The 20,068-nt window shown below is 70.5% G+C and carries 17 protein-coding genes; 7 read left to right on the top strand and 10 right to left on the bottom strand.

What is annotated here, in order from left to right; genetic code table 11:
- Positions 1 to 12: 12 nt before the first annotated feature.
- Positions 13 to 312, bottom strand: a complete 300-nt coding sequence (locus ACT3T5_RS12265) for a WhiB family transcriptional regulator (protein WP_444577884.1) — start codon at positions 310 to 312, stop codon at positions 13 to 15.
- Between the two features lie 240 nt (positions 313 to 552).
- Here ACT3T5_RS12265 and cofE point away from each other — a divergent pair, with 240 nt between their 5' ends.
- Together cofE and ACT3T5_RS12255 are read left to right on the top strand one after the other, a co-directional pair.
- Positions 553 to 1,704, top strand: a complete 1,152-nt coding sequence (gene cofE, locus ACT3T5_RS12260) for a coenzyme F420-0:L-glutamate ligase (protein ID WP_444594470.1) — start codon at positions 553 to 555, stop codon at positions 1,702 to 1,704.
- Positions 1,701 to 2,456 (top strand): TIGR03089 family protein, encoded by a 756-nt coding sequence (locus ACT3T5_RS12255; RefSeq protein ID WP_444577882.1) that lies wholly within the window; start codon positions 1,701 to 1,703, stop codon positions 2,454 to 2,456. Before cofE ends, ACT3T5_RS12255 begins: the two co-directional genes overlap by 4 nt.
- Positions 2,457 to 2,505: 49 nt before the next feature.
- On the opposite strand, the gene ACT3T5_RS12250 is transcribed toward ACT3T5_RS12255, so the two are convergent.
- From ACT3T5_RS12250 to ACT3T5_RS12225, 6 genes are all read right to left on the bottom strand, one after another.
- Positions 2,506 to 3,276 (bottom strand): ABC transporter ATP-binding protein, encoded by a 771-nt coding sequence (locus ACT3T5_RS12250; protein ID WP_444577881.1) that lies wholly within the window; start codon positions 3,274 to 3,276, stop codon positions 2,506 to 2,508.
- A gap of 13 nt (positions 3,277 to 3,289) precedes the next feature.
- Positions 3,290 to 4,225: an ABC transporter permease gene (locus ACT3T5_RS12245; RefSeq protein WP_444577880.1), complete on the bottom strand. Its 936-nt coding sequence runs from the start codon at positions 4,223 to 4,225 to the stop codon at positions 3,290 to 3,292.
- Positions 4,222 to 6,381: a glycosyltransferase gene (locus ACT3T5_RS12240; RefSeq protein ID WP_444577879.1), complete on the bottom strand. Its 2,160-nt coding sequence runs from the start codon at positions 6,379 to 6,381 to the stop codon at positions 4,222 to 4,224. The genes ACT3T5_RS12245 and ACT3T5_RS12240 overlap by 4 nt, the downstream gene beginning before the upstream one ends.
- 58 nt (positions 6,382 to 6,439) lie before the next feature.
- Complete coding sequence (gene glf, locus ACT3T5_RS12235; protein WP_444577878.1) at positions 6,440 to 7,600, bottom strand: UDP-galactopyranose mutase; 1,161 nt, start codon at positions 7,598 to 7,600, stop codon at positions 6,440 to 6,442.
- A 117-nt stretch (positions 7,601 to 7,717) separates the two neighbouring features.
- Positions 7,718 to 8,599, bottom strand: a complete 882-nt coding sequence (locus ACT3T5_RS12230; RefSeq protein WP_444577877.1) for a glycosyltransferase — start codon at positions 8,597 to 8,599, stop codon at positions 7,718 to 7,720.
- Positions 8,596 to 9,603: a glycosyltransferase gene (locus tag ACT3T5_RS12225; RefSeq protein WP_444577876.1), complete on the bottom strand. Its 1,008-nt coding sequence runs from the start codon at positions 9,601 to 9,603 to the stop codon at positions 8,596 to 8,598. The genes ACT3T5_RS12230 and ACT3T5_RS12225 overlap by 4 nt, the downstream gene beginning before the upstream one ends.
- A 305-nt stretch (positions 9,604 to 9,908) precedes the next feature.
- Between ACT3T5_RS12225 and ACT3T5_RS12220 the strand changes: the two genes are divergently transcribed.
- Positions 9,909 to 11,123, top strand: a complete 1,215-nt coding sequence (locus ACT3T5_RS12220; protein ID WP_444594469.1) for an LCP family protein — start codon at positions 9,909 to 9,911, stop codon at positions 11,121 to 11,123.
- 187 nt (positions 11,124 to 11,310) lie between these two features.
- Positions 11,311 to 12,918: an ankyrin repeat domain-containing protein gene (locus tag ACT3T5_RS12215; RefSeq protein WP_444594468.1), complete on the top strand. Its 1,608-nt coding sequence runs from the start codon at positions 11,311 to 11,313 to the stop codon at positions 12,916 to 12,918.
- 42 nt (positions 12,919 to 12,960) lie between these two features.
- Here the strand turns inward: ACT3T5_RS12215 and ACT3T5_RS12210 are convergent, their stop codons facing one another.
- Complete coding sequence (locus ACT3T5_RS12210) at positions 12,961 to 13,680, bottom strand: glycosyltransferase family 2 protein (protein WP_444594467.1); 720 nt, start codon at positions 13,678 to 13,680, stop codon at positions 12,961 to 12,963.
- Positions 13,681 to 13,846: 166 nt separating this feature from the next.
- Between ACT3T5_RS12210 and ACT3T5_RS12205 the strand changes: the two genes are divergently transcribed.
- From ACT3T5_RS12205 to ACT3T5_RS12195, 3 genes are read left to right on the top strand one after another with little or no spacing between them, the layout of a single operon-like run.
- Complete coding sequence (locus tag ACT3T5_RS12205; protein ID WP_444594466.1) at positions 13,847 to 15,172, top strand: nucleotide sugar dehydrogenase; 1,326 nt, start codon at positions 13,847 to 13,849, stop codon at positions 15,170 to 15,172.
- A 3-nt stretch (positions 15,173 to 15,175) separates the two neighbouring features.
- Positions 15,176 to 15,601: a DUF2304 domain-containing protein gene (locus ACT3T5_RS12200; RefSeq protein ID WP_444577871.1), complete on the top strand. Its 426-nt coding sequence runs from the start codon at positions 15,176 to 15,178 to the stop codon at positions 15,599 to 15,601.
- Positions 15,598 to 17,604, top strand: coding sequence for a DUF6541 family protein (locus ACT3T5_RS12195; protein ID WP_444594465.1), 2,007 nt, complete (start codon positions 15,598 to 15,600; stop codon positions 17,602 to 17,604). The genes ACT3T5_RS12200 and ACT3T5_RS12195 overlap by 4 nt, the downstream gene beginning before the upstream one ends.
- A gap of 174 nt (positions 17,605 to 17,778) precedes the next feature.
- On the opposite strand, the gene ACT3T5_RS12190 is transcribed toward ACT3T5_RS12195, so the two are convergent.
- Positions 17,779 to 19,002, bottom strand: coding sequence for a glycosyltransferase (locus ACT3T5_RS12190; RefSeq protein ID WP_444594464.1), 1,224 nt, complete (start codon positions 19,000 to 19,002; stop codon positions 17,779 to 17,781).
- Positions 19,002 to 20,066 carry a non-hydrolyzing UDP-N-acetylglucosamine 2-epimerase gene (gene wecB, locus ACT3T5_RS12185; protein ID WP_444577868.1) on the bottom strand — a complete coding sequence of 355 codons (1,065 nt, stop codon included), beginning with the start codon at positions 20,064 to 20,066 and terminating at the stop codon, positions 19,002 to 19,004. Before wecB ends, ACT3T5_RS12190 begins: the two co-directional genes overlap by 1 nt.
- Between the last annotated feature and the right edge of the window lie 2 nt (positions 20,067 to 20,068).

Here is a 20,068-nt window from a genome sequence, read left to right as displayed (position 1 = left end):
CGGGGAAGGATGTCAGACCACCCGGCGCTTGAGCTTGCGGCGCTCGCGCTCCGACAGCCCGCCCCAGATCCCGAAGCGCTCATCGTTCTCGAGGGCGTACTCGAGACATTCGGCCCGCACATCGCAGGAGACGCAGACCTTCTTCGCCTCGCGGGTCGAGCCGCCCTTCTCCGGGAAGAATGCCTCCGGATCGGTCTGCGCGCACAGTGCGCGCTCCTGCCATGACATCTCGGCATCGTCGGAGTCCTGCCCGGCGAAGTCGAGCAGGGACAGCTCTGCACGCGCGTCGTCGTTGACTGATTCCTCGTCCATAGCCACCTCTCCTTCCACTGCTGAGTGGCCACCGAAGGCCCGTTACCGCCCTAAAATACACGCATGTAGTTATGGGCCGTCAAGCGGGCCCGGCGCGTCGCACCTGCTGAACGCCCCGAATCACAGACCCGGGAGGATCACGTGACCACGTCACCGCATCGACAGGCCACCGCAGCGGAGGGCGAACGGTCGACCGTACAGGCCGCGACCTCGCCGCGGTCCGGGGCGTATCCGGGTCAGGTGAGCATCCTCCCCGTGCAGGGGATCGGCGAGATCCATGCCGGGGATGACCTCGCCGGCGTGCTGCTCCCCGCTCTGGAGGCGATGGGCGTCCAGGACGGCGACGTGCTGTGCGTCTCGACCAAGATCGTCTCCAAGGCGCTGGGTCTCCGGGTCGAGCCCGAGCACCGCGACGCCGCTGTGGAAGCGGCCGCCGTGCGCACCGTCGCGCGGCGGCGACACACCCGCGTCGTCACCTCGGTGGTGCAGATCGCCTCGGGGCCCGTGATGGCGGCCGCCGGGGTGGATACCTCCAATGCCCCCGACGGACCGCTGCTGCTCCCCGAGGACCCTGATGCCTGTGCGCGTGACCTGCATCGATCCCTGTCCGACGCGCTCGGAGCGCGGGTCGGGGTGCTCCTGACGGACACCTCCTCGAGGATCTGGCGGGTCGGCGTGGGTGACATCGCCCTGGGGGCTGCCGGTGTCGCCTCCCTGCAGGACCTGCGCGGCGGGGTCGACGCGGACGGCAGGCCGCTGACCGTCACCGTGCGCAACCTCGCCGACGAGCTCGCCGCCGCGGCCGATCTCGTCAAGGGCAAGGCGAGCGGGGTGCCCGCCGCCCTGGTGCGCGGCGTGCTCGGCGCCACGGACGACGCAGTGCCCGCCCGAGACCTCTCGCGCACCGGTGAGGACGACTGGTTCCGCCGTCCGAGCCTGGAATCCGTCTGGGTGGCGCTCGGCCTGGAGCCGTACCAGGAGCCGATCGCCAGGATGTCCCCCGAGCCCGTCGCCGAACGGATCGAACGCGCCCTCACGGTCGCCGCGATCCCCCGGTCCGACGACCCCGGCCCCCGCGCCGTGGCGCGACTCGTGCCCGCTCCAGGCACGGGCGTCTCCGGTCCCGACCGATCGGACGGTCCGGACGGTTCGACCCTCCCCGAGCCGTCGGACGACCACGATGGAGGGGTCGGCTCCGCCGCGCCGGTCGCCCTCGCCGCAGGCGCACGTATCGAGGTCATCCCGGCCGGCCCGGATCCCCAGGACTGGGTCGCGGCCGGATCTCTCGCCGAGAGGATCCGCGTCGCTCTGGGCGCGGAGTCCCTCGGCGCACCCCTGCCGACCCTGGCGATCGACATCGCACGGCCCGAGACCCCGGAGGATCACCGATGAGCACCGACCTGAACGTCCAGCTGCTGACAGCCCTCGAGCGCAGCGGACCGAACCCGGCGCTCGCCTGGTACGGGGAGGCGGCCCGTATCGAGCTGTCCGGGCATGTGCTCGCCAACTGGGTGATCAAGACGATCGGGCACCTCCATGACGAAGTCGCCCTCGACCCCGGGGACCAGGTGGTGCTCGACCTCCCGGCCCACTGGAAGCGTCTGGTGCTCGCGCTCGCCGCCTGGTCGCTCGGCGCCGAGGTCACGATGCTCGATGAGCAGGGCGCTGCGAACTCTCCGGATGCTGCGATCTCGACGGGCGCTGTGCTCCCCGAGGGTGCCGACCTCTCGGCGGCGCGACCCGCAGGAGCCCCGGCGGACGTGCCGTCGGCACCACGCGTGGTGGCCACCGACCGTCCGGAGTCTGCCCTGGCAGAGTCCGCCGATGAACTCCTCGTGCTCGAAGCCGTCTCTCTGGCACCGCGCTATAGCGGGCAGCTGCCACCGCTGGCCCACGACTGGGTGAGCGAGGTGCGTGCTCATCCGGATCAGCTCGGCGTGAACCTGCCTGCGTGGAGCGGCCCGCTCCCCGGGCAGTCAGGGTCGGCCGCTTCGACGCCTCCGCGCCTGCTGGTCCCGGGGGACGGCTGCGGCGCGATGCCCGCCGTGCTGCGTGCCCTGCTCGCCGGTGGCGGGATCGTCGGCCCGGCCGAGGTGGTCACCGAGCGTCAGGCGGCCGACGAGGTGGTGACGGGGACCGCCTGAGCACGGGACAGGGGGCACGGGCAGGGCGGTCAGCTGGCGGGCGGGGAGGTCAGCTGGCGCGCAGGGTCGCGACGGCCTCGGTCGGATCCCCGTCGTAGACGACGGTGCCCTTGCGCAGCACCACGATGCGGGTGCAGAGCTTCTCGAGCATCTCGAGCTCGTGGGAGACCACCACCATGGTGCGGCCCGCCGCCTGCAGTTCTCGGATCCGCTCGAGGCACTTGCGCTGGAACGGCTCGTCGCCGACCGAGAGGATCTCGTCGACCAGGAAGATGTCCGGCTCGGTGTGCACGGCGACGGAGAAGGCCAGGCGCAGGAACATGCCCGAGCTGTAGTACTTCACGTCGGTGTCGATGAACTCCTCGATCTCGCTGAAGGCGACGATCTCGTCGAACTTCGCATCGATCTGCTCCCGGCTCATCCCGAGGATCGCCCCGTTGAGATAGACGTTCTCGCGGCCCGAGAGATCGGGATGGAAGCCTGCCCCCACCTCGATCAGACCGGCGACCCTGCCCCGCAGGATCACCCGGCCCGCGTCGGGGAAGAGCACCCCGGAGATCGTCTTGAGCAGGGTGGACTTGCCGGATCCGTTGAAGCCGATCAGGCCCACAGTCTCCCCGGCGTGGACGGTGAGGTCCACATCGTCCAGCGCGAGGAAGGTGTCGGCGAGCTTCTTCTTCTGCAGGGCGGAGAACACCAGCTCCTTGAGCGAGTGGTCGTGACGCAGGGAGAACTCCTTGGTCACGTGCTGGATGCGCACCATCTCGCGGTCCGTGGGGACCGCTGCGGAGTCGGGGACGTCCTCGATGTTCGGACTCATCGCTCTGCTCCCCTCACAGTTCCTGGGCGAAGCGCCGCTTGGAGCGCTCGAACACGACGGTGCCGATGGCGAAGGTGACCACGGCGATCAGCAGGCCGGCCCACCACAGGCCGAACGGCTCCCCTGGTGTGGCCAGGGTCGGATCCATCGGCAGCTTCTCGACCACAGGACCGGAGTACCGCCAGAAGGCGACGTGGAAGAGCTCGACCACGATCGTCAGGGGGTTCAGCTGATAGAGCCACCACCAGATCGTGCCGCCGATCGACTCCTCCACCATGGAGATGCGGTAGAGCACCGGCGAGAGCCAGGTCGCGACCATGACGATGAGGTCCACGAAGTTCTCGACGTCCCGGAACGCGGCATTCAGCGCGGCGGCGAGCATCCCCAGCCCCATCGTGAACACCAGCAGGATCACCATGCCCAGACCGAAGGCGACCATCGAGGTCGCAGACGGCAGCCATCCGGACAGCAGCGCCCCCACCACGAGCACCAGCAGCTGCGGCAGGAAGTGCACGAGCGCCACGATCATGCTCGACCACGGGAACAGCTGGCTGGGCAGATAGATCTTCGACACCAGCGCGCCGTTGCCCGTGATGGACCTCGTCGCGTTGCCGAACACCTCGCCGAAGAGGTTGATCACGACGATGCCGCTGAAGAGGTAGACGGCGTAGCCGGGAGTCCCCTTGGACAGCTGCAGGAACACCCCGAGCGCGATGTAGAAGACGATGAACTGCACCGCGGGCTTCACATAGCTCCACAGCATGCCGAGCATGCTGCCGCGGTAGCGCACGCGCAGCTCCTTGCGCACGAGAAGGCGCAGCAGGAACCGTTCCCGGATCGGGTTCAGCCAGCCCGCGTCCTGTCCGGGGGCCCGCCATCCCTGTGCCTGCTCGGCGCGGGTGGGGACCTGGGGCAGGGACGTGCGGGGCTCGTCGGCCTCCCCGGTCACGCCGGGGCGCTTCCTGTCGAGGAGGCGGTCTCGGGCCCGAGGTCCTGGGCGGCTCGGTCCCGCTCGCGCACCGGCGCCGGGTTCGCGGCGAAGGTCTTCTCCCACTCCGCGAAGGACGTGATGTGCTGGGCGGCCCGCTGGTAGGAGCGCTGCAGCTCGGGCCACCGACGGTGGAGCTCCAGGTGCGTCCCCACGGCTTCGCCGAGCATCGACCGCACCTGGCGCGGATCGCGCTTGTACCAGGAGACCTGGGTTCCCTCCGCGTTCGAGACCAGCGCGCTGTCATAGGCGGACAGCCGCCACCACTTCGCATCGAGGTGCGCGACCGCAGCCTGCGGGTTCTCCTGTGCTCGGGAGGTCGGCGCCTTCAGCAGCTGCTTGGCCAGGACCTTCACCGTCCATGCCGGCAGCTTCACGGGGGCGGGCTCGGTGAACGGCTTCCCCTTGCGCGGAGGCTTGTCCTGGTGGACCGACGGGAAGTGGTCCTGGTCCTTCTTCGACGTCGCGTCGTCGAACTGCGCGGCCATCGCCCGGATCTCGGGGAGCTTGGTGCCGATGGACGGGTGCAGCGCCTCCGGCCCGTCGAGGACGTCCCGCTGCGCCAGCAGACGCCCGGCCTCGGTGAAGTACTGCATCGAGATCAGGTGCTTGATATCCAGGAACTGCGATTCCTTGATCACCCGGCCGCCCCGCGAGTACGGCGAGTGCAGCAGAGCGGTGATGATCCGGTTGCGCTCGTGGAAATAGGCCTGCCAGCCCACGAGGTCGTCCTTGTCGACCCAGCTCATGTGCCAGACCCCGGCGCCGGGCAGCGACACCGTGGGATAGCCGGCCTTCTTCGCGCGCAGGCCGTACTCGGCGTCGTCCCACTTGATGAACACCGGCAGGCTCAGGCCGATCGCCCGCACCGTCTCGGTGGGGATCAGGCAGCTCCACCAGCCGTTGTAGTCGACGTCGGCCCGGCGGTGCAGCCAGGGCGTGGACCGCAGGGGCTCCTGGGCGAAGTCATGCCCCATGGCGGCGCCCGGATTCGCCAGCGACGGCTGGATCCTCCAGGGATCGACGACCTCGCCGAAGGTGTGCAGCACGCTGCGGTTGTTGAGATCGAACATATGGGCGCCGACGATGGTCGGCTTCGTGGCGAAGTCCGCGAAGGTCGTCATCCGGATCAGGGACTCCGACTCCAGCACGATGTCGTCGTCGCAGTTGACCACATAGGTCGAGGTGCCCGAGGTGGCCGCCTCGTACATACCGCGGGAGAACCCGCCGGACCCGCCGATGTTGCCCTGCTCGATGATCTGCAGCTGGTCGCCGAGGAGCTCCTGCAGCGGTGCGAGCTGCTCGGGGTGATCGCGCAGTCGATCCGATCCCTGGTCCACGACGTACATCACGTCCAGCAGCTCACGCAGGTTCGGATCCTCCGCGACCGTCCGGATGTTGTCGAGGCAGTACGGGACCTTGTTCATCGTCGTCATCCCGATGGAGAAGGTGCCGTCGGTGCGGGCGAGGTCGGCGTCCGCCGTCCACTCCGCACCGAGGATGGTGAGGTCCTGCCCCCCGGCGAAGGCATCGAACCAGTACCAGCCACCATCGCCGAAAGCTGTCAGCGGCAGCTCGAAGACCTGCTCGGAGCGGCCTGCCGTGACCGTGCGCGACTCCTGGCGCTGAAGGGTCCCGCGGGCGGTGGATCGCATGATGATGAGGTGTCCGCGGCCCGCGGTCCGGATGGTGAGGCGGACCGAGCGGACGGGGGTCCAGCGTCGCCAGTAGCTGGCCGGGAAGGCGTTGAAGTACGTCCCGAAGGACCGCATCGAGTGTGCCGGGATCCGCACCGAGTGCCGGTCGCTGAGCTCGCTGACGTCGACCGGGGCCTGCACCGCCCCGCGCGCCGCGGCGCCGGGATCCACGGTGGCCGCACTCGTCGGGGCGTCACCCAGGCCGAAGGCACCTCCGGTGGCGCCCGAGCGGGCGTCCTCCGCCTCGATGTACAGCGGGACGATGTCCGGGGACGCCTCGTAGGGCAGGATCAGCCGCTGCAGCAGCCGCTGCGGGGCGCCCTCGAGGGCCGTGTCCGGGTCGGTCGAGTCCTGGGGGCTCGAGCCCCGGGAGTTCGCGTCCTGGTCGGACGGGGTGAGGGTGGGTGCGTTGGCGTTCATGATGCTCCTCGTCGGCGATCGTCATGGGCCCCACGGTGCAGGCCGTGGGTCCCGCAGGTCACGCGCGCAGCAGGTCGGGCAGCTTGTTGTCGGCCATGGACAGGGCCGCGCCGATGGCCATGTGCATATCCAGGTACTGGTAGGTGCCCAGGCGCCCGCCGAACAGTGTGCGGGGCTCGGCGTCGGCGAGCTCGCGGTAGGCCAGGAGCCGCTCGCGGTCATCGCCGGAGTTGATCGGGTAGTACGGCTCGTCGCCGGTCTCCGCGAAGCGCGAGTACTCGCGCTGGATCACGGTGCGGTCCGAGGGGTAGTGGCTGCGCTCGGGGTGGAAGTGGCGCGGCTCGATGATCCGCGTATAGGGGACCTCGGCATCCGCGTAGTTCATCACCGACGTGCCCTGGAAGTCGCCCACATCGAGGTGCTCGGTCTCCAGGTCGATGGTGCGCCATCCGAGCTCGCCGAGCTCGAAGTCGAAGTATCGGTCCACGGGGCCGGTGTAGACGACGGGGATGTTCCCGCGGGTGGCGTCCTTGTTGAGCGGCTGCGTGGTGTCGAAGAAGTCGGTGTCCAGCTGCACCTCGATGTTCGGATGGTCGGCCATCCGCTCGAGCCACGCGGTGTACCCCTGGGTGGGGAGCCCCTCGTGGGTGTCGTTGAAGTACCGGTTGTTGTACGTGTAGCGCACCGGGAGCCGGGAGATGATCGAGGCGGGCAGATCCTTGGGGTCGGTCTGCCACTGCTTGCCGGTGTAGTTCTTGATGAACGCCTCGTACAGCGGGCGACCGATGAGCGAGACGCCCTTCTCGTCGAGGTTCTCGGGGTCCGTGCCCGCGAGCTCGCCGGCCTGCTCGGCGATCAGCGCGCGCGCCTCGTCGGGCGTGTAGGCGGCCCCGAAGAACTGGTTGATCGTGCCGAGGTTGATCGGCAGCGGATACACCACGCCCTTGTGGGTGGTGTGGACCGTGTGCCGGTAGCCGGTGAAGGTGGTGAACCGGTTGACGTACTCCCAGACCTTCTCGTTCGAGGTGTGGAAGAGGTGGGCACCGTACTTGTGGACCTCGATACCGGTCTGCTCGTCGGTCTCGGAGTACGCGTTGCCGCCGACGTGCGGGCGACGATCGATGATCATCACCTTGGCGCCGTGCTCGACGGCCGCCCGCTCGGCGATGGTCAGACCGAACAGGCCGGAACCCACGATCAGGAGGTCAGGAGTCGACACAGGAAGTCCTTTCGAAGCAGGCGACGGTCCGCTGGGGACCCGTTCACAGTAGCGGAGCGCCGGACCGCATCCCTCCGGTCCGACGAGTCCTCGGCGGGCCCGCCGAGGACGTCACATTCAGGCCGAACTCTCGATGAACTTTCGGTAACCGATTCGTCGCAGCTGCCCGGGGATGAAGCGGTAGACGCCACGCAGCACCAGGTTCTGCAGGAACTGGCAGGGCGTCGTGACGCGGTCGATCACGAAGCGGCGCTGCAGGCGCAGATCGCTCGAGTACAGCCGCCATCCGCCGCGCCGCGCGAACAGATCCTCATCGACGCGATAGTCGACGACGACCTCCTCGATGTTGCCCATGCGAGCGCCGCCGAGCATCATCCGCTCCCAGAGCCAGTAGTCCTCCAGCAGCGGGAGGACCCGGTACCCGCCCACGGCGAGCGCGACGGACCGCCGCATCACCACGGTGGGGTGGTGGAACGGACTGTGGTGCGGGAGGTACTCGACGATCTGGTCGTGCTCCAGCGGGCGGGAGCGCAGCGGGCCGTCGCCCGGAGCGATCCGGTCGTTGAACTCGCGCATCGAGCCGCCGAGCAGGTCCAGGGGGGCGAGCCCCCCGGCATCACCCCGCATGCGCGGGATCTGCAGGGCGAAGCGTTCCGGCCGGCAGATGTCATCGGCGTCGGCTCGCGCCACCAGCTCGTAGGGCGATGCCTCGAGCCCGTCCTGCAGCGCCGCGGCCACACCGCGATGTGCGTCATGACGAAGAACCTCCGCCGGGCCGAACTCGCCGTCGACGACGCGGGCGACGAGGCCCTCCAGAGCTGCGGGGAGGGGTCCGTCGACCGTGAGGAGGAGGAGATCGGGGCGCAGGTGCTGGTCGACGGTCGCCGAGGAGATGGCGAGCTCGACCCGATCAGGGACGTCCCGCCCCCACAGCGGCATGAGCACCACGAAGGGCGGCGTGCTCCGGTCCGATGCCGGCGTGCCGCGCTGGGCGGTCACCGCCCGGCCGCCCGCTCGATGGCTCGCACGTCCGCCGCGGCCTCGCCGTCCGCCTGCAGCACCTGGACCGACGGGCGGGGCCCGCGACGCAGTGCGTCCATCAGCCCCCGCGCCCCCACGCCGAGCAGGTCGCCACGGTGCCGCAGCAGCTGACCGGCCCAGCCGAGCAGCGTACGGCCGCCATGGAGCACCTTCTCGCCCGGGCTAAACGAGGTGGTGCGCAGCAGCGCCCACAGCCGATTGCGCACGTCGTAGTAGAAACGCGATCCCGGGTTCGCCTGGGCATTGCTGAAGAGAACGGTGCGGTGCTCCACGACCGAGGAGGGGACCTGGAGACCACGACCGTGCCGGAGCAGCCGCCCCGTGTGCTCGAAATCGTCGGACCAGATGAAGTAGTCGGCATAGGGCAGGCCCAGCCGGCGCACGTCCTGCCCGTTGAGCAGAGCCGAGACATAGCTCGCGGTGCGGATCGGACGCCCCCCGGCCCGGGCGGCGTCCGCCTTCTCCTGCGCGCTCGCTCCCAGCCGGGTGCGCTGGGTGTTCATGGGATGGTCGCGTCCGTCGGTCCACACCGCGCGGGAGCTGAGGACGCTCAGACGCACGGGCGAGGCCTCCAGGGAACGCACCAGGGCGGCCAGGGCACCGGGACGCGGGACGGTGTCGTCGTCCATCACCCAGACCCAGTCCGCCTCGTGCCGCACCAGGGCGCGCGCGATCCCGGCGGCGAAGCCCCCCGCCCCACCCACGTTGCGGCCGAGATGGACGACGTCCGCACCGATCCGGTGCTCGTCGGCCACCGTGCCGCTCGCGTCGCTGGACGCGTTGTCGATGACCACGACGGCATCCGGACGCCGCTCCTGGGCATCGAGCGCGTCGAGGCATTCGCCGAGCAGCTGAGCTCGGTTGTACGTGACGACCACGGCGACGATCCGTGCGGTCGTCGCGTCGGGGTGAGCGGTCCCTGGATGCGGCGTCGGGCCGCCTGCGGGTGCGGAATGGGTCACAGCGCCTCCTGCGGGTGGTCGTTGGCCGCGGAACGGCACGTGACCCAGTGTACGGAGACCGCAGAATATCGAGGACACCTGGGGATGACGGCGCTGTGAAGGTTCCTAGGAGGTTCTGCTCATGCTGGACATTCCGGCCGCGCCGAGCTCCGTCGTGGCCCCGCGGACCGCTACTCTGGCGAGCGCCGTGCACATCGGAGGCGGCTTCGGACGCCCCCGATCATCGACACCCGCCGTGCACCCCGCACGGTCGGCGCCCCCAGATCATCCGCACCCAGATCATCCCGGCCGGGAAGGAGACAGCTGTGAGCGATCACCAGCCCCCGCGCTCCCCGCGGCCAGGAGGGCCACGCCGTCCCGCCGGGCACAGGGCCCGCGCCGGAGGCAGCGCTCGCCAGGTGCCGCGCTCTCCCCGCCCGGACTCCCCCGACCGGCCCTCGGGCCCCACGCCCACCCGCGCGCTCCCGATCGCCGAGGATCCCGCCGTCGGGTTCCGCAGCGACTCGTCCCCCTGGGAGGAGGCCGGGCACGACCCGGTCGCTCCCCCGCCCCCGGGGCACGGTCGCAGCGCCCGCCGCCGGTCCCGGTTCCCCCGGCCCCTGCGGCTCGGCGCGACGTTGCTCGTCCTGGTCCTCGTCGTCGTGGTGGGCTGGGGTGCCGGGCTGGTGCTGTGGGCCGACAGCCGCATCGAGCACGTCGATGCCCTCTCCGGGGTCGAGAACACCGAGGGGACCACGTATCTCATCGCGGGCTCCGATCGGCGCGGCGGCGACGCCGTGAACGACGACGGGACCGAGGGCGCCCGAACCGACACGATCATGCTCCTGCACAAGGCCCGCAACGGGAACAGCTACCTGATCTCCCTTCCGCGCGACACCCTCGTGGACATTCCCGGCTATGGCGGCTACAAGCTCAACGCCGCCTACTCCTTCGGCGGCGCCCCGCTCCTCGTCGAGACCGTCGAGGACTTCACCGGGCTCACCATCGACCACTACGTGGAGATCGGTTTCGACGGCGTATCGGGCATGGTCGACGCCGTGGGCCATGTGAACCTGTGCATCGACCGGGACGTGGACGACAAGAAGTCCGGCCTGTCCATGACCGAGGGCTGCCACGACGTGGGCGGCGAACAGGCGCTGGCCTTCGTGCGTGCTCGCTACTTCGACCCGACCGCGGACATCGGGCGGCAGCAGCGCCAGCAGCAGTTCGTCGGCGCGCTCATGAACCGTGTCTCCTCACCGGCCGTCCTGCTGAATCCGTTCAGCCAGGTCAAGCTCGCCGGGGCAGGCTCGGACTCCCTCGTCACGAGTGAGGGCACCGGCATCTTCACCGTGGGCCGGATGGCTCTGACCGCCCGGAGCGCCATGAGCGCGGGGACCCTGACGATGCCCATCGACGATCCGGAATACCAGACCCGGAACTCCGGGGTCGCGATCCTTACCGACGACGCGGACATCGCCGCCTTCTTCGAGTCCGTCAAGGACGGGTCGGCCAAGGCCACTCCCGCGGACGGTGGCTGACCGGTCCCAGCCCGGGATCGCGCACCCGACGGACAACGGGCGCTTCGACGCCTAGGATGGGCCGAGGCGACCCGGTGACGCCTCCCGCCCACGGGAAGGGCCCAGCCCGCACCGGGTACGAGCTCGAGGACGTCCGTCTCCCCTCCTGCCCGACCCAGTGGGCACCGGGCCCGGAGCGGAGGCCGACATGCCCCAGCTGGACCTGCCCGACCATCCTGATCTCTCCCACCTGCGCCGTCAGGCGAAAGCCCTGCGCGACCGGGTGCGACACGGCGACGCCGAGGCGATCGCCCAGGTGCGGGACCACCATCCCGATCCCCGCCGTGCTGGCCCTGGCGACGCCGATCTCGTGGACCCCGCGGACCCGGTCGGCGCGGAGCCCCCGCACCGTCCCTTCGCGCTGACCGACGCCCAGCTGACCATCGCCCGGACGTACGGCTTCGGCTCGTGGCCGGCGCTGCGGCGACATATCGACGAGGTGCACCGTCTGACCCGTCGGCCCCACCTCGCACCGTCCGGCACCGGAGCGGACGCGCTGCTCCGGCTGGCCTGTCTGGACTACGGGTCGGCGACCCGGGGCGACCACGCAGAAGCAGCACGGCTCCTCGCCGCCGACCCCTCCCTCTCCCGCGCGACCCTGGCCACGGCCGCCGCGGCCGGCGACCTGGCCGCGGCCCGCGAGATCCTGGTCGCCGATCCCGCCGCCGTCGACCGCGAGGACGGACCCTTCGGCTGGACGCCCCTGCTGTACCTGACCTATTCCCGGCTCGGGAGTCCGCCCGGATCGTCCGCTGCGGAGCAGATCGACCACCTCGGCGTGGCCCGCCTCCTCCTCGCAGCCGGCGCCGATCCGAACTCCGGCTTCCTCTGGGACGGCCTGCCCTCACCTTTCACGGCCCTGACCGGCGCGTTCGGGGGCGGCGAGCAGGGCGCTCCCCCGCATCCCCAGGAGCTGGAGCTGGCCGGGCTGCTGCTCGAGGCGGGAGCATCGGCGAACGACAGCCAGACGATCTACAACCGTGGCGCGGGATCCGCCCATGCCGAGGACGACGTCGACTTCCTCGAGCCGCTGCTGCGGGCGGGCCTGGGACGCGGTGACGGCGGCCCCTGGCACCGGCTGCTCGGTCCGCGGCATCCAGCACCCCGTCAGCTCCTCACCGAGGCGCTCCAGCACGCCGCTCACGCGGGGCTCCCCCGCCGGGCCCGGCTGCTCCTGGACCACGGCGCGGTCCCCGACCTGCGCAGCACCCATCCGGTGTACGTCGGCCGCACCCCGTACGAAGAGGCGGTGCTCCACGGGAACCCGGAGGTGGCCGACCTGCTCGAGCGAGTCGGCGCCGCGACGTCATCGATCAGCGACCAGGAGCGACTGGTCGGGAAGCTCCTGGCGACCTCGGGGTTCGGCGGTGGCTCGGCCGGTGGAACGGACCGTGGACCAGACAGCAGGACGACCGACGGATCGACCAGCTCAGAGGCCCCGCCCGCGCTGCTGTGCGCGGTGCAGGAGCATCACCCCGACCTCGTGGCGCGCGCCGCGGCGGCAGATCGGACCGACGCGATCACGCGCTGCCTCGACCACGGCTTCGGGATCGATGCACGAACCCCGGCCGGGCTCACGGCCCTGCACGAGGCCGCCGTACGGGGATGCACCGGTGCGGTCGAGCTGCTGCTCTCCCGGGGCGCCGACCCCGCACTGCGCGACCCCCAGCACGGAGCGACCCCGGAGGGATGGGCCGCGCACGGCGGATACGAGGAGCTCGCAGCGCTCCTGCACTCCGCCGCTCAGGACCGCTGAGCTCCGTCGACGACCGTCGCCGGCCCGTAGGGCTCAGCGGGCTCAGCGGAAGAGCATGTCGATGACGATGTTCACCGAGTTCAGCATCGACTGGCCCTTCGAGCGGGAATAGTCGGTGTACAGGATGTGTACCGGATGCTCCCGCACGGTGAACTTATGGCGACCGATCTCCTCGACGATCTCCGAGGCGTGCGCCATGCGGTTCTGCTCGATCGCGATCTTCTCGCAGGCCTCACGGCCGATCACCCGCAGTCCGTTGTGCGCGTCGGTGAGCTTCACGCCGCTGGTGAGGTTCGTGTACCAGACCGCGCCCCGCAGGACGATGCGCTTGAGCAGGCCGGGCTTGGTCCGGGAATCCAGGAACCGGGACCCCAGCACGATGTCCACCCGCTCCGCGTCCCTCATCGCGATCATCGCGGCGGCGTCGTCGACCTGATGCTGTCCATCCGAGTCGAAGGTCACGATCTGCCGCATCTGGGGGTCACGCAGTGCGTAGTCGATGCCGGTCTTCAAGGCGGCGCCCTGGCCCATGTTGAAAGGGTGGCGCACGACGGCGGCACCGGCGCGGGCGGCGATGGCCGCCGAGTCGTCCTGGCTGCCGTCGTCGACCGCGACGACGAGCGGGTACCGGGTGCGCAGGTCACGGATGACATCCCCCACGACCTGCCCCTCGTTGAACAGGGGGACGACGAACCAGGTGGTGTCCGCTCCCGGGGGCGTCTTCTCGACGACTGCTTCGCGCGGGGGCTCGGGGGTGCTCACGGGCTCTCCTTCTGGCTGGCGACCGGGGCAGGGCACGGTGTCGGGGCGTCGCAGCACGACGCTCCGGAACGGTCGATGACGATACTCTGTCACGGTGGACCGCTGATGACGGTCACCGTCGTGCATGCGACACCGCGCCCGGTGTCGGACTAGGAGGAACCCCGCCGTGAAAACTGCTGTCGTCGCTCTGGGAAAGATCGGACTGCCGCTCGCGGTGCAGTTCGCCGATGCCGGTCATGAGGTGATCGGTGTCGACACCAATCCTCGCCAGGTGGAGCTGATCAACCAGGCCGTCGAGCCGTTCCCCGGGGAGGCTCATCTCCAGGAGAAGCTCTCCGAGCTGGTCCCGGCCGGGAAGCTGACCGCGACCACTGACTACGCCGAGGCGATCCCCGGCGCGGATGCGGTCGTGATCGTGGTGCCGCTGTTCGTGAACGATGCGACGTGGGAGCCGGACTTCGGCTGGATGGACGCCGCGACGAAGTCGCTGGCGGAGCACCTCACCCCCGGCACCCTGGTGTCGTATGAGACGACTCTGCCGGTGGGGACGCTGCGCACCCGGTTCGTGCCGATGATCGAGGAGATCTCCGGGCTGAAGGAGTCGAGTGACTTCTTCGCCGTGTTCTCGCCCGAGCGGGTCCTGACAGGTCGCGTGTTCGAGGATCTGCGGAAGTACCCCAAGCTGATCGGTGCGCTGACCGAGGCGGGCACGCAGCGGGCCCGCGAGTTCTACGAGTCCGCGCTCGAGTTCGACGAGCGCCCGGACCTGGCTCGCCCCAACGGGGTGTGGGATCTGGGGTCGCCGGAGGCGTCGGAGCTGGCGAAGCTCGCCGAGACCACGTACCGCGATGTGAACATCGGTCTGGCGAACGAGTTCGCGCTGTTCGCGCAGGACAACGGCATCGACGTGTACAAGGTCATCGAGGCGTCGAACTCGCAGCCGTACTCGCATATCCACCAGCCCGGTATCGCGGTGGGCGGGCACTGCATCCCTGTCTACCCGCGTCTGTACCTGTCGACCGATCCGCATGCGGAGACGGTCCGTACGGCTCGGACGTTGAACGCGTCGGTCCCGGCGAAGCTGGTCGAGCGGGCCTCGGGCCTGCTGGGTGATCTGTCGGGGCTCAAGGCCGTGGTGCTCGGTGCGTCGTACCGCACCGGGGTGAAGGAGACCGCGTTCTCCGGGGTGTTCCCCGTGGTGGAGGCGCTGCGTGAGCATGGCGCCGAGGTCGCGGTCCATGACACCTATTACGACGATGCCGAGCTCGAGGGCTTCGGCTGGGCGCCGTATCACGTGGGTGAGGCCGCGGATCTGGTGATCGTGCAGACCAACCACGCCGAGTACAAGGACCTCACCGCCGCGGACGTGCCCGGGGTGAAGCTCCTGATCGACGGTCGCAACATCACCACCGCCGAGAACTGGACGGGCATCCCCCGCCTCGTCCTCGGCGACGGCTCCGCCTCCACCCACCAGCAGGCCGAGGAGGCCTGACCTGTGAGTGGGAACGAGCTGATCCTCGCCCTGGTTCCCGCACTCGACGTCGGCAGCCGCACCTTCATCATCCAGCTCCTGCTGGTGGTGGGAATCGTGGCGATCATCGCGTGGCTGTTCGCCAAGCGCGGTGCGAAGCAGCTGGCGGTGCGCCGACTGCTGGTCATCGCCTTCGCGGCGTTCGCCGTGCTGACGGTGCTGTTCCCGGGAATGCTGAGCCGGGTGGCGAACCTGGTCGGGGTGGGCCGCGGCGCCGACCTGCTGCTGTACGCGACCGTGCTCGTCCTGCTGGGCTTCCTCGCCCTGCAGGAGGCCCGCACCAAGGCCGCGGAGAAACGCACCACGTACCTGGCACGTCGGCTCGCGCTCGACGAGGCAGTGCCTCCGTCGCAGTATCGCGACGAGGCGCTGCCCTCCGACGATAGGTGACCCCTCTGCTCTCCCTGCTCCTGACCATTCTGGTCGTCCTCGCCGCGGCGTACCTCCCGGGGTACGCCGCGGTCCGGGCGCTGGGTGGGTCGCGCCTGCTCGCCCTGGCTCTGGCCCCGGCGCTGGCAGCGGCGATCGCCGGGATCAGCGCAGTGGCCGCGTCCGTCCTGGGGCTGCGCTGGTCGATGCTGCCGTTCCTGCTCGGCGCGGCCCTCCTCGTCGGGGTGGCCTTCGGGCTGCGCCGGCTCGGCGTCCGCCTGCCCTCCACGGTCCTGGACGGCGCCCTGGCCCCACGCCGAGCAGTCCCGGGCGGAGCCTTCTGGATGATCGGAGCTCTCGCCGTCTCGCTCCTGCCGATCGCGTTCCGGGCCGGCCGGCCCGACGCGATCCTCGAGCGCTGGGACACCCTGTTCCACCTCTCGGCCCTGGAACGGATCCGGGAGACGGGTGACGCCTCCTCCCTGCACGTGGGCTCCGTCTCGAACTCCGCGGGCGATCCCTCCTTCTACCCGGCGGCCTTCCACGCCCTCGCCACGGTGGTCCCCGGGGTCACCACGCCCACCCTGCTCAACGGGACGGTCCTGGCGCTGGCGGTCATTCCCTGGATCCTGGGCATCGCGCTGCTGGCCCGCGCGCTGTTCCCCACCACCGGATGGGCGTCGTTCGCCGCCGCGATCACCGCCGCGCTGATCCCCGCCAGTCCCGTGGACCTGTGGATCCACCTCTCCCCCATCCCGAACCTGTCCGGTTTCGCGGCGCTGCCCGGGGTGATCGCCGCGGCGGTCGCCCTCTGGGGCGCCCTGCTCCCCCGGTTCGCACCGCGGCCGCTCCTGGCGACGCTTCTCGTGCTGGGTCTCGCCGGAGCCGGCCTGGGCCTGCTGCATCCGAACGTCGCGGTCACCGCCCTGATCCTGCTCGCCGTGCTCACCGCGGTGACCGGTGCCTCCTCCTGGCGGCGACGTCCCTGGCTGGTCGTGGTGCCGGTCCTCACCCTGCTGCCCGTGATCCTGCTCTCGTACACCCCGCTGGGTTCGCAGGTGACCGGGTTCAACGGCGGACTGGTGGTGCAGTGGTGGCTCGCCCTCGGCGAGGTCGGGCTCGGCCTGCTGACGGTCTGGCCGATGGCCCTCGGCGTGGTCCTGGCGGTGCTCTGGTGGCCGGGCCTGGTCACCGCGTTCCGCACGGCCCCCTGGCGCTGGCTCGCCGTCGCCTGGGTGGCGATCGCGGTGATCTACCTCGATGCGGCGCTCGACTCCCCGCTGAACCTGTCGACCCTGTACTACCGCGGCCAGGACCGGGTCTCGATGCCGCTCGCGATGCTGTCCGCCGTGCTCGTGGTGCCCGGCCTCCAGGCCTGGTCGCGGCTGCTGGTCCGCTCGCAGGACGGCGCCCGCACTCCAGGCACCGCCCACGCTCCAGGCACTACCCACGCTGCGAGCGCCGCCCGCCACGGACTCCGTCCGGCCCGGACGGTGACGGTGACGGTGACGGTGACGGTGATCCTCGTGATCGCCGCGGTCATCGCGGCACTCTCGTCCCTCCCCACCCGCTCCGACGACGCCGCCAAGAACCTCGCCGCCGACTACCCCGGCCGAGGCCGATTCCTCCAGGCCGATGAGCGTGCGCTGTTCGAGCAGCACGTCCCGCAGATGGATCAGGACGGTACCGTGCTCGCCAGTCCGTTCTCCGGCGCCGCTCACCTCTATGCGATGTTCGGCCAGGACGTGCGCCTGCCCGTGGCCGGGATGGCGTACACGGACCTGGACCGGCAGCTCCTCTATGCGACCGAGGACGCCGCGAGCGATCCGGCCTCGTGCCGGGTCCTGGAGGAGAACGGGATCCACTACGTGTACCAGGAACGGATGCCGTACAGCCGTCACTCGACGTCCGACTCCGTGAACTTCGCCGGACCCGATCTGGGCATCGTGCTCTTCGAGACGGACCATTCGCGAATGATCCAGATCGACTGTGATCCCGGCGACGGGAGCTATGACCCTGCCTGAGGGAGACGCTCGGCAGGGAGGATGCGCTGCTGCCCACCGATCTGGCGCCGACGGTGATGCTGCTGGCCATGGCCCTCGTCGCCGGAGTGATGGCGCCGGGCGGGGGCTGGGCCGTCTCCGCCCGCACGGAGTCGATCCTGCGCACGATCCTGTGAGCGAGGATCCTGCCGCTGATCACCCGTCCGAGGAGCGGCGTTCCTCGAGGCTCGCGAGCACCTGCTGCGCGCCCTGCGTCGCGCATCCTGCGAGCGAGGCGTTCTCGAGCGTCCAGCGCCGCAGATGCTCCGGATCCACGGCGGGCTGGTCCGTGTCGACGCCCTCGAGCGCGGCACGCATCGCCGCGGCGACGTGCTCGGCATCGTGGTCGCAGGCCCAGCCCAGGGCGTTGTCCCGGATCCGGTCGTGGGCGGCGCCCTCGCCGGCGTGGATCACGGGGGTCCCGGTCGACGTCGCGGCATAGATCTTGGTGGGCAGGGCGAACTCGTAGCCCTGACCGGGGGTGATCGAGGACAGTCCGGCGACGGCCCCGCGCAGGTGCGCGGCGACCTGGGCGGGCGGGATCTTGTCGCGGAACTCGATCCCCTCGATGCCCTCCGCGCGCACCCGGGCTTCGAGCGCATCGCGGCCGGAGCCCTCGGAGAAGAACAGCAACCGCGCTGCGTGGTGGGTGGCGCGCACGCGGGCGAAGGCGTCGACGAAGACGCCCGCGCCCTGCCATTCGGAGACGGTCCCGGCATAGACGAAGTACGGGCCCTGCTCGCCGCCGGTCCCGCCCTGATCGCTGAACGTGTCGGTGTCGATGCCGTTGCCGACCATCACCAGGCTCGGTCGCGAGCCGATGAGCTCCTCGAGCCGGTGCTGGACCCCCGGGGAGATCGTCAGCACGCGCGCCGCCCGCTTCCACACCGTCTTCTCGGCCCAGCGCACGGCGGTGCGCACGAGCGTCGGCACGCCGTCGACGCTGTCGGTCGCATCGGACCAGACGTCGGCCGCATAGAAGGTGTAGGGGATCCGGCGGATCGCCGCTGCGACCATCCCGACCATGCCCGTGGTGGGTGGCGGCTCGAGCACGAGCGCATCCATCGGGCGCTGCAGCAGCAGGCGCAGGGCGAGCGGGAGGTCAAAGCTCAGGTACGAGACATAGCCGCGCACCTGGCCCTGCGAGTCCCGCTTGACGGGCCAGCGGGACACCTTCCGGGCTCGTGAGCGGACGCTCCCGGCGCCGGCCGCGGTGGTGGTCAGCACCGTGACCTCCGCGCCGGCCCGCTCGAGTGCGAGCACGAGCGCCTCCTGTCGGAACGCGGCCGCGACCGGCTCCGGCGTGTACACGCGGGTCGCGACGACGACGTGCGGGGGCCTCGTGCGGCCGCGCTGAGGGGCGGTGCGCGAGCGGGTCATCAGGCGCGCTCGCGCAGGGCGTCGATGCTGCGCAGGGAGGCTTCGCCGTCGCCGTAGTGGGCGGGGCGGTCCGCGGTGGGGCGGGGGCGCATGACGGCGGCGGTGAGGTCGGCGGGTTCGGGCACGAGGCGGTTCCAGTCGTTCTCGAGGGTCTCGACCCACTCGGTCTCGGTGCGGATCGTCGAGCCGGGCGTGCCCAGCAGGTACGCCTCCTTCTGGAGGCCGCCCGAGTCGGTGACCACGGCGCGTGCATGCTGCACAGCGTTGATCAGGTCGGGATAGGCGACGGGGGCACCGACGTGGACGGCTCCGCCGACGAGCTCGATGCCGGCATCCTTCGCCTTGGCGACGAGGCGGGGGTGGGCGAACAGAGCCAGGGGCATGTCGAGTGCCTGGAGGGACTCGATGATGCCGCGCAGCCGCTGCGGGTCGTCGGTGTTGTCGGCGCGGTGGATGGTCGCGACGGCGTACTCACCAGCGGGGTCGATGCCCTCGGGCAGCGAGACCGGGGTGTTCTGGACGGAGGCGGCGACGCGAAGGCACACGTCGGTCATGACGTCGCCGGTGACGAGGGTGCGCTCGGCGAGGCCCTCGGCGGCGAGGTGCGCTCGGGCGACCTCGGTGGGGGCCAGGAGCAGGTCCGCGGCGTGGTCGGTGATGACGCGGTTGTGCTCTTCGGGCATGCGGCGGTTGAAGGAGCGCAGGCCGGCTTCGAGGTGGGCGACCTTGAGGTGCATCTTCACCGCGGACAGGGTGCCGGCGAGGGTGGAGTTGGTGTCTCCGTAGACGAGGGTCCAGTCGGGCTGGTGCTCCTCGAGGACCTCGTCCATGCCGGCGAGCATGGCGCCGGTCTGGCGGCCGTGGGAGCCGGAGCCGATGGCGAGGTTGACGTCGGGGGCGGGGATCCTCAGGTCGGCGAAGAACACGTCGCTCATGGCGGCGTCGTAGTGCTGTCCGGTGTGGACGATGATGTGCTCGACGTCGTCGCGCTGGGCGGCGGCGTCCGCGATCGCGGCGAGCTTGACGAACTGCGGGCGGGCGCCCACGACGGACAGGATCTTCATGA

Source organism: Brachybacterium sp. AOP3-A1-3, assembly GCF_052378285.1.
GTDB lineage: Bacteria > Actinomycetota > Actinomycetes > Actinomycetales > Dermabacteraceae > Brachybacterium.
Note: the sequence above shows the minus strand (reverse complement) of the source record. Positions and strands in the feature narration are given on the sequence as shown.

Excerpts from the sequence above, each read along its gene's own strand:
- ACT3T5_RS12265 (WP_444577884.1), bottom strand. The coding sequence starts at position 312 with ATGGACGAGGAATCAGTCAACGACGACGCGCGTGCAGAGCTGTCCCTG.
- ACT3T5_RS12255 (WP_444577882.1), top strand. The coding sequence starts at position 1,701 with ATGAGCACCGACCTGAACGTCCAGCTGCTGACAGCCCTCGAGCGCAGC.
- ACT3T5_RS12250 (WP_444577881.1), bottom strand. The coding sequence starts at position 3,276 with ATGAGTCCGAACATCGAGGACGTCCCCGACTCCGCAGCGGTCCCCACG.
- ACT3T5_RS12240 (WP_444577879.1), bottom strand. The coding sequence starts at position 6,381 with ATGAACGCCAACGCACCCACCCTCACCCCGTCCGACCAGGACGCGAAC.
- ACT3T5_RS12215 (WP_444594468.1), top strand. The coding sequence starts at position 11,311 with ATGCCCCAGCTGGACCTGCCCGACCATCCTGATCTCTCCCACCTGCGC.
- ACT3T5_RS12190 (WP_444594464.1), bottom strand. The coding sequence starts at position 19,002 with ATGACCCGCTCGCGCACCGCCCCTCAGCGCGGCCGCACGAGGCCCCCG.
- wecB (WP_444577868.1), bottom strand. The coding sequence starts at position 20,066 with ATGAAGATCCTGTCCGTCGTGGGCGCCCGCCCGCAGTTCGTCAAGCTC.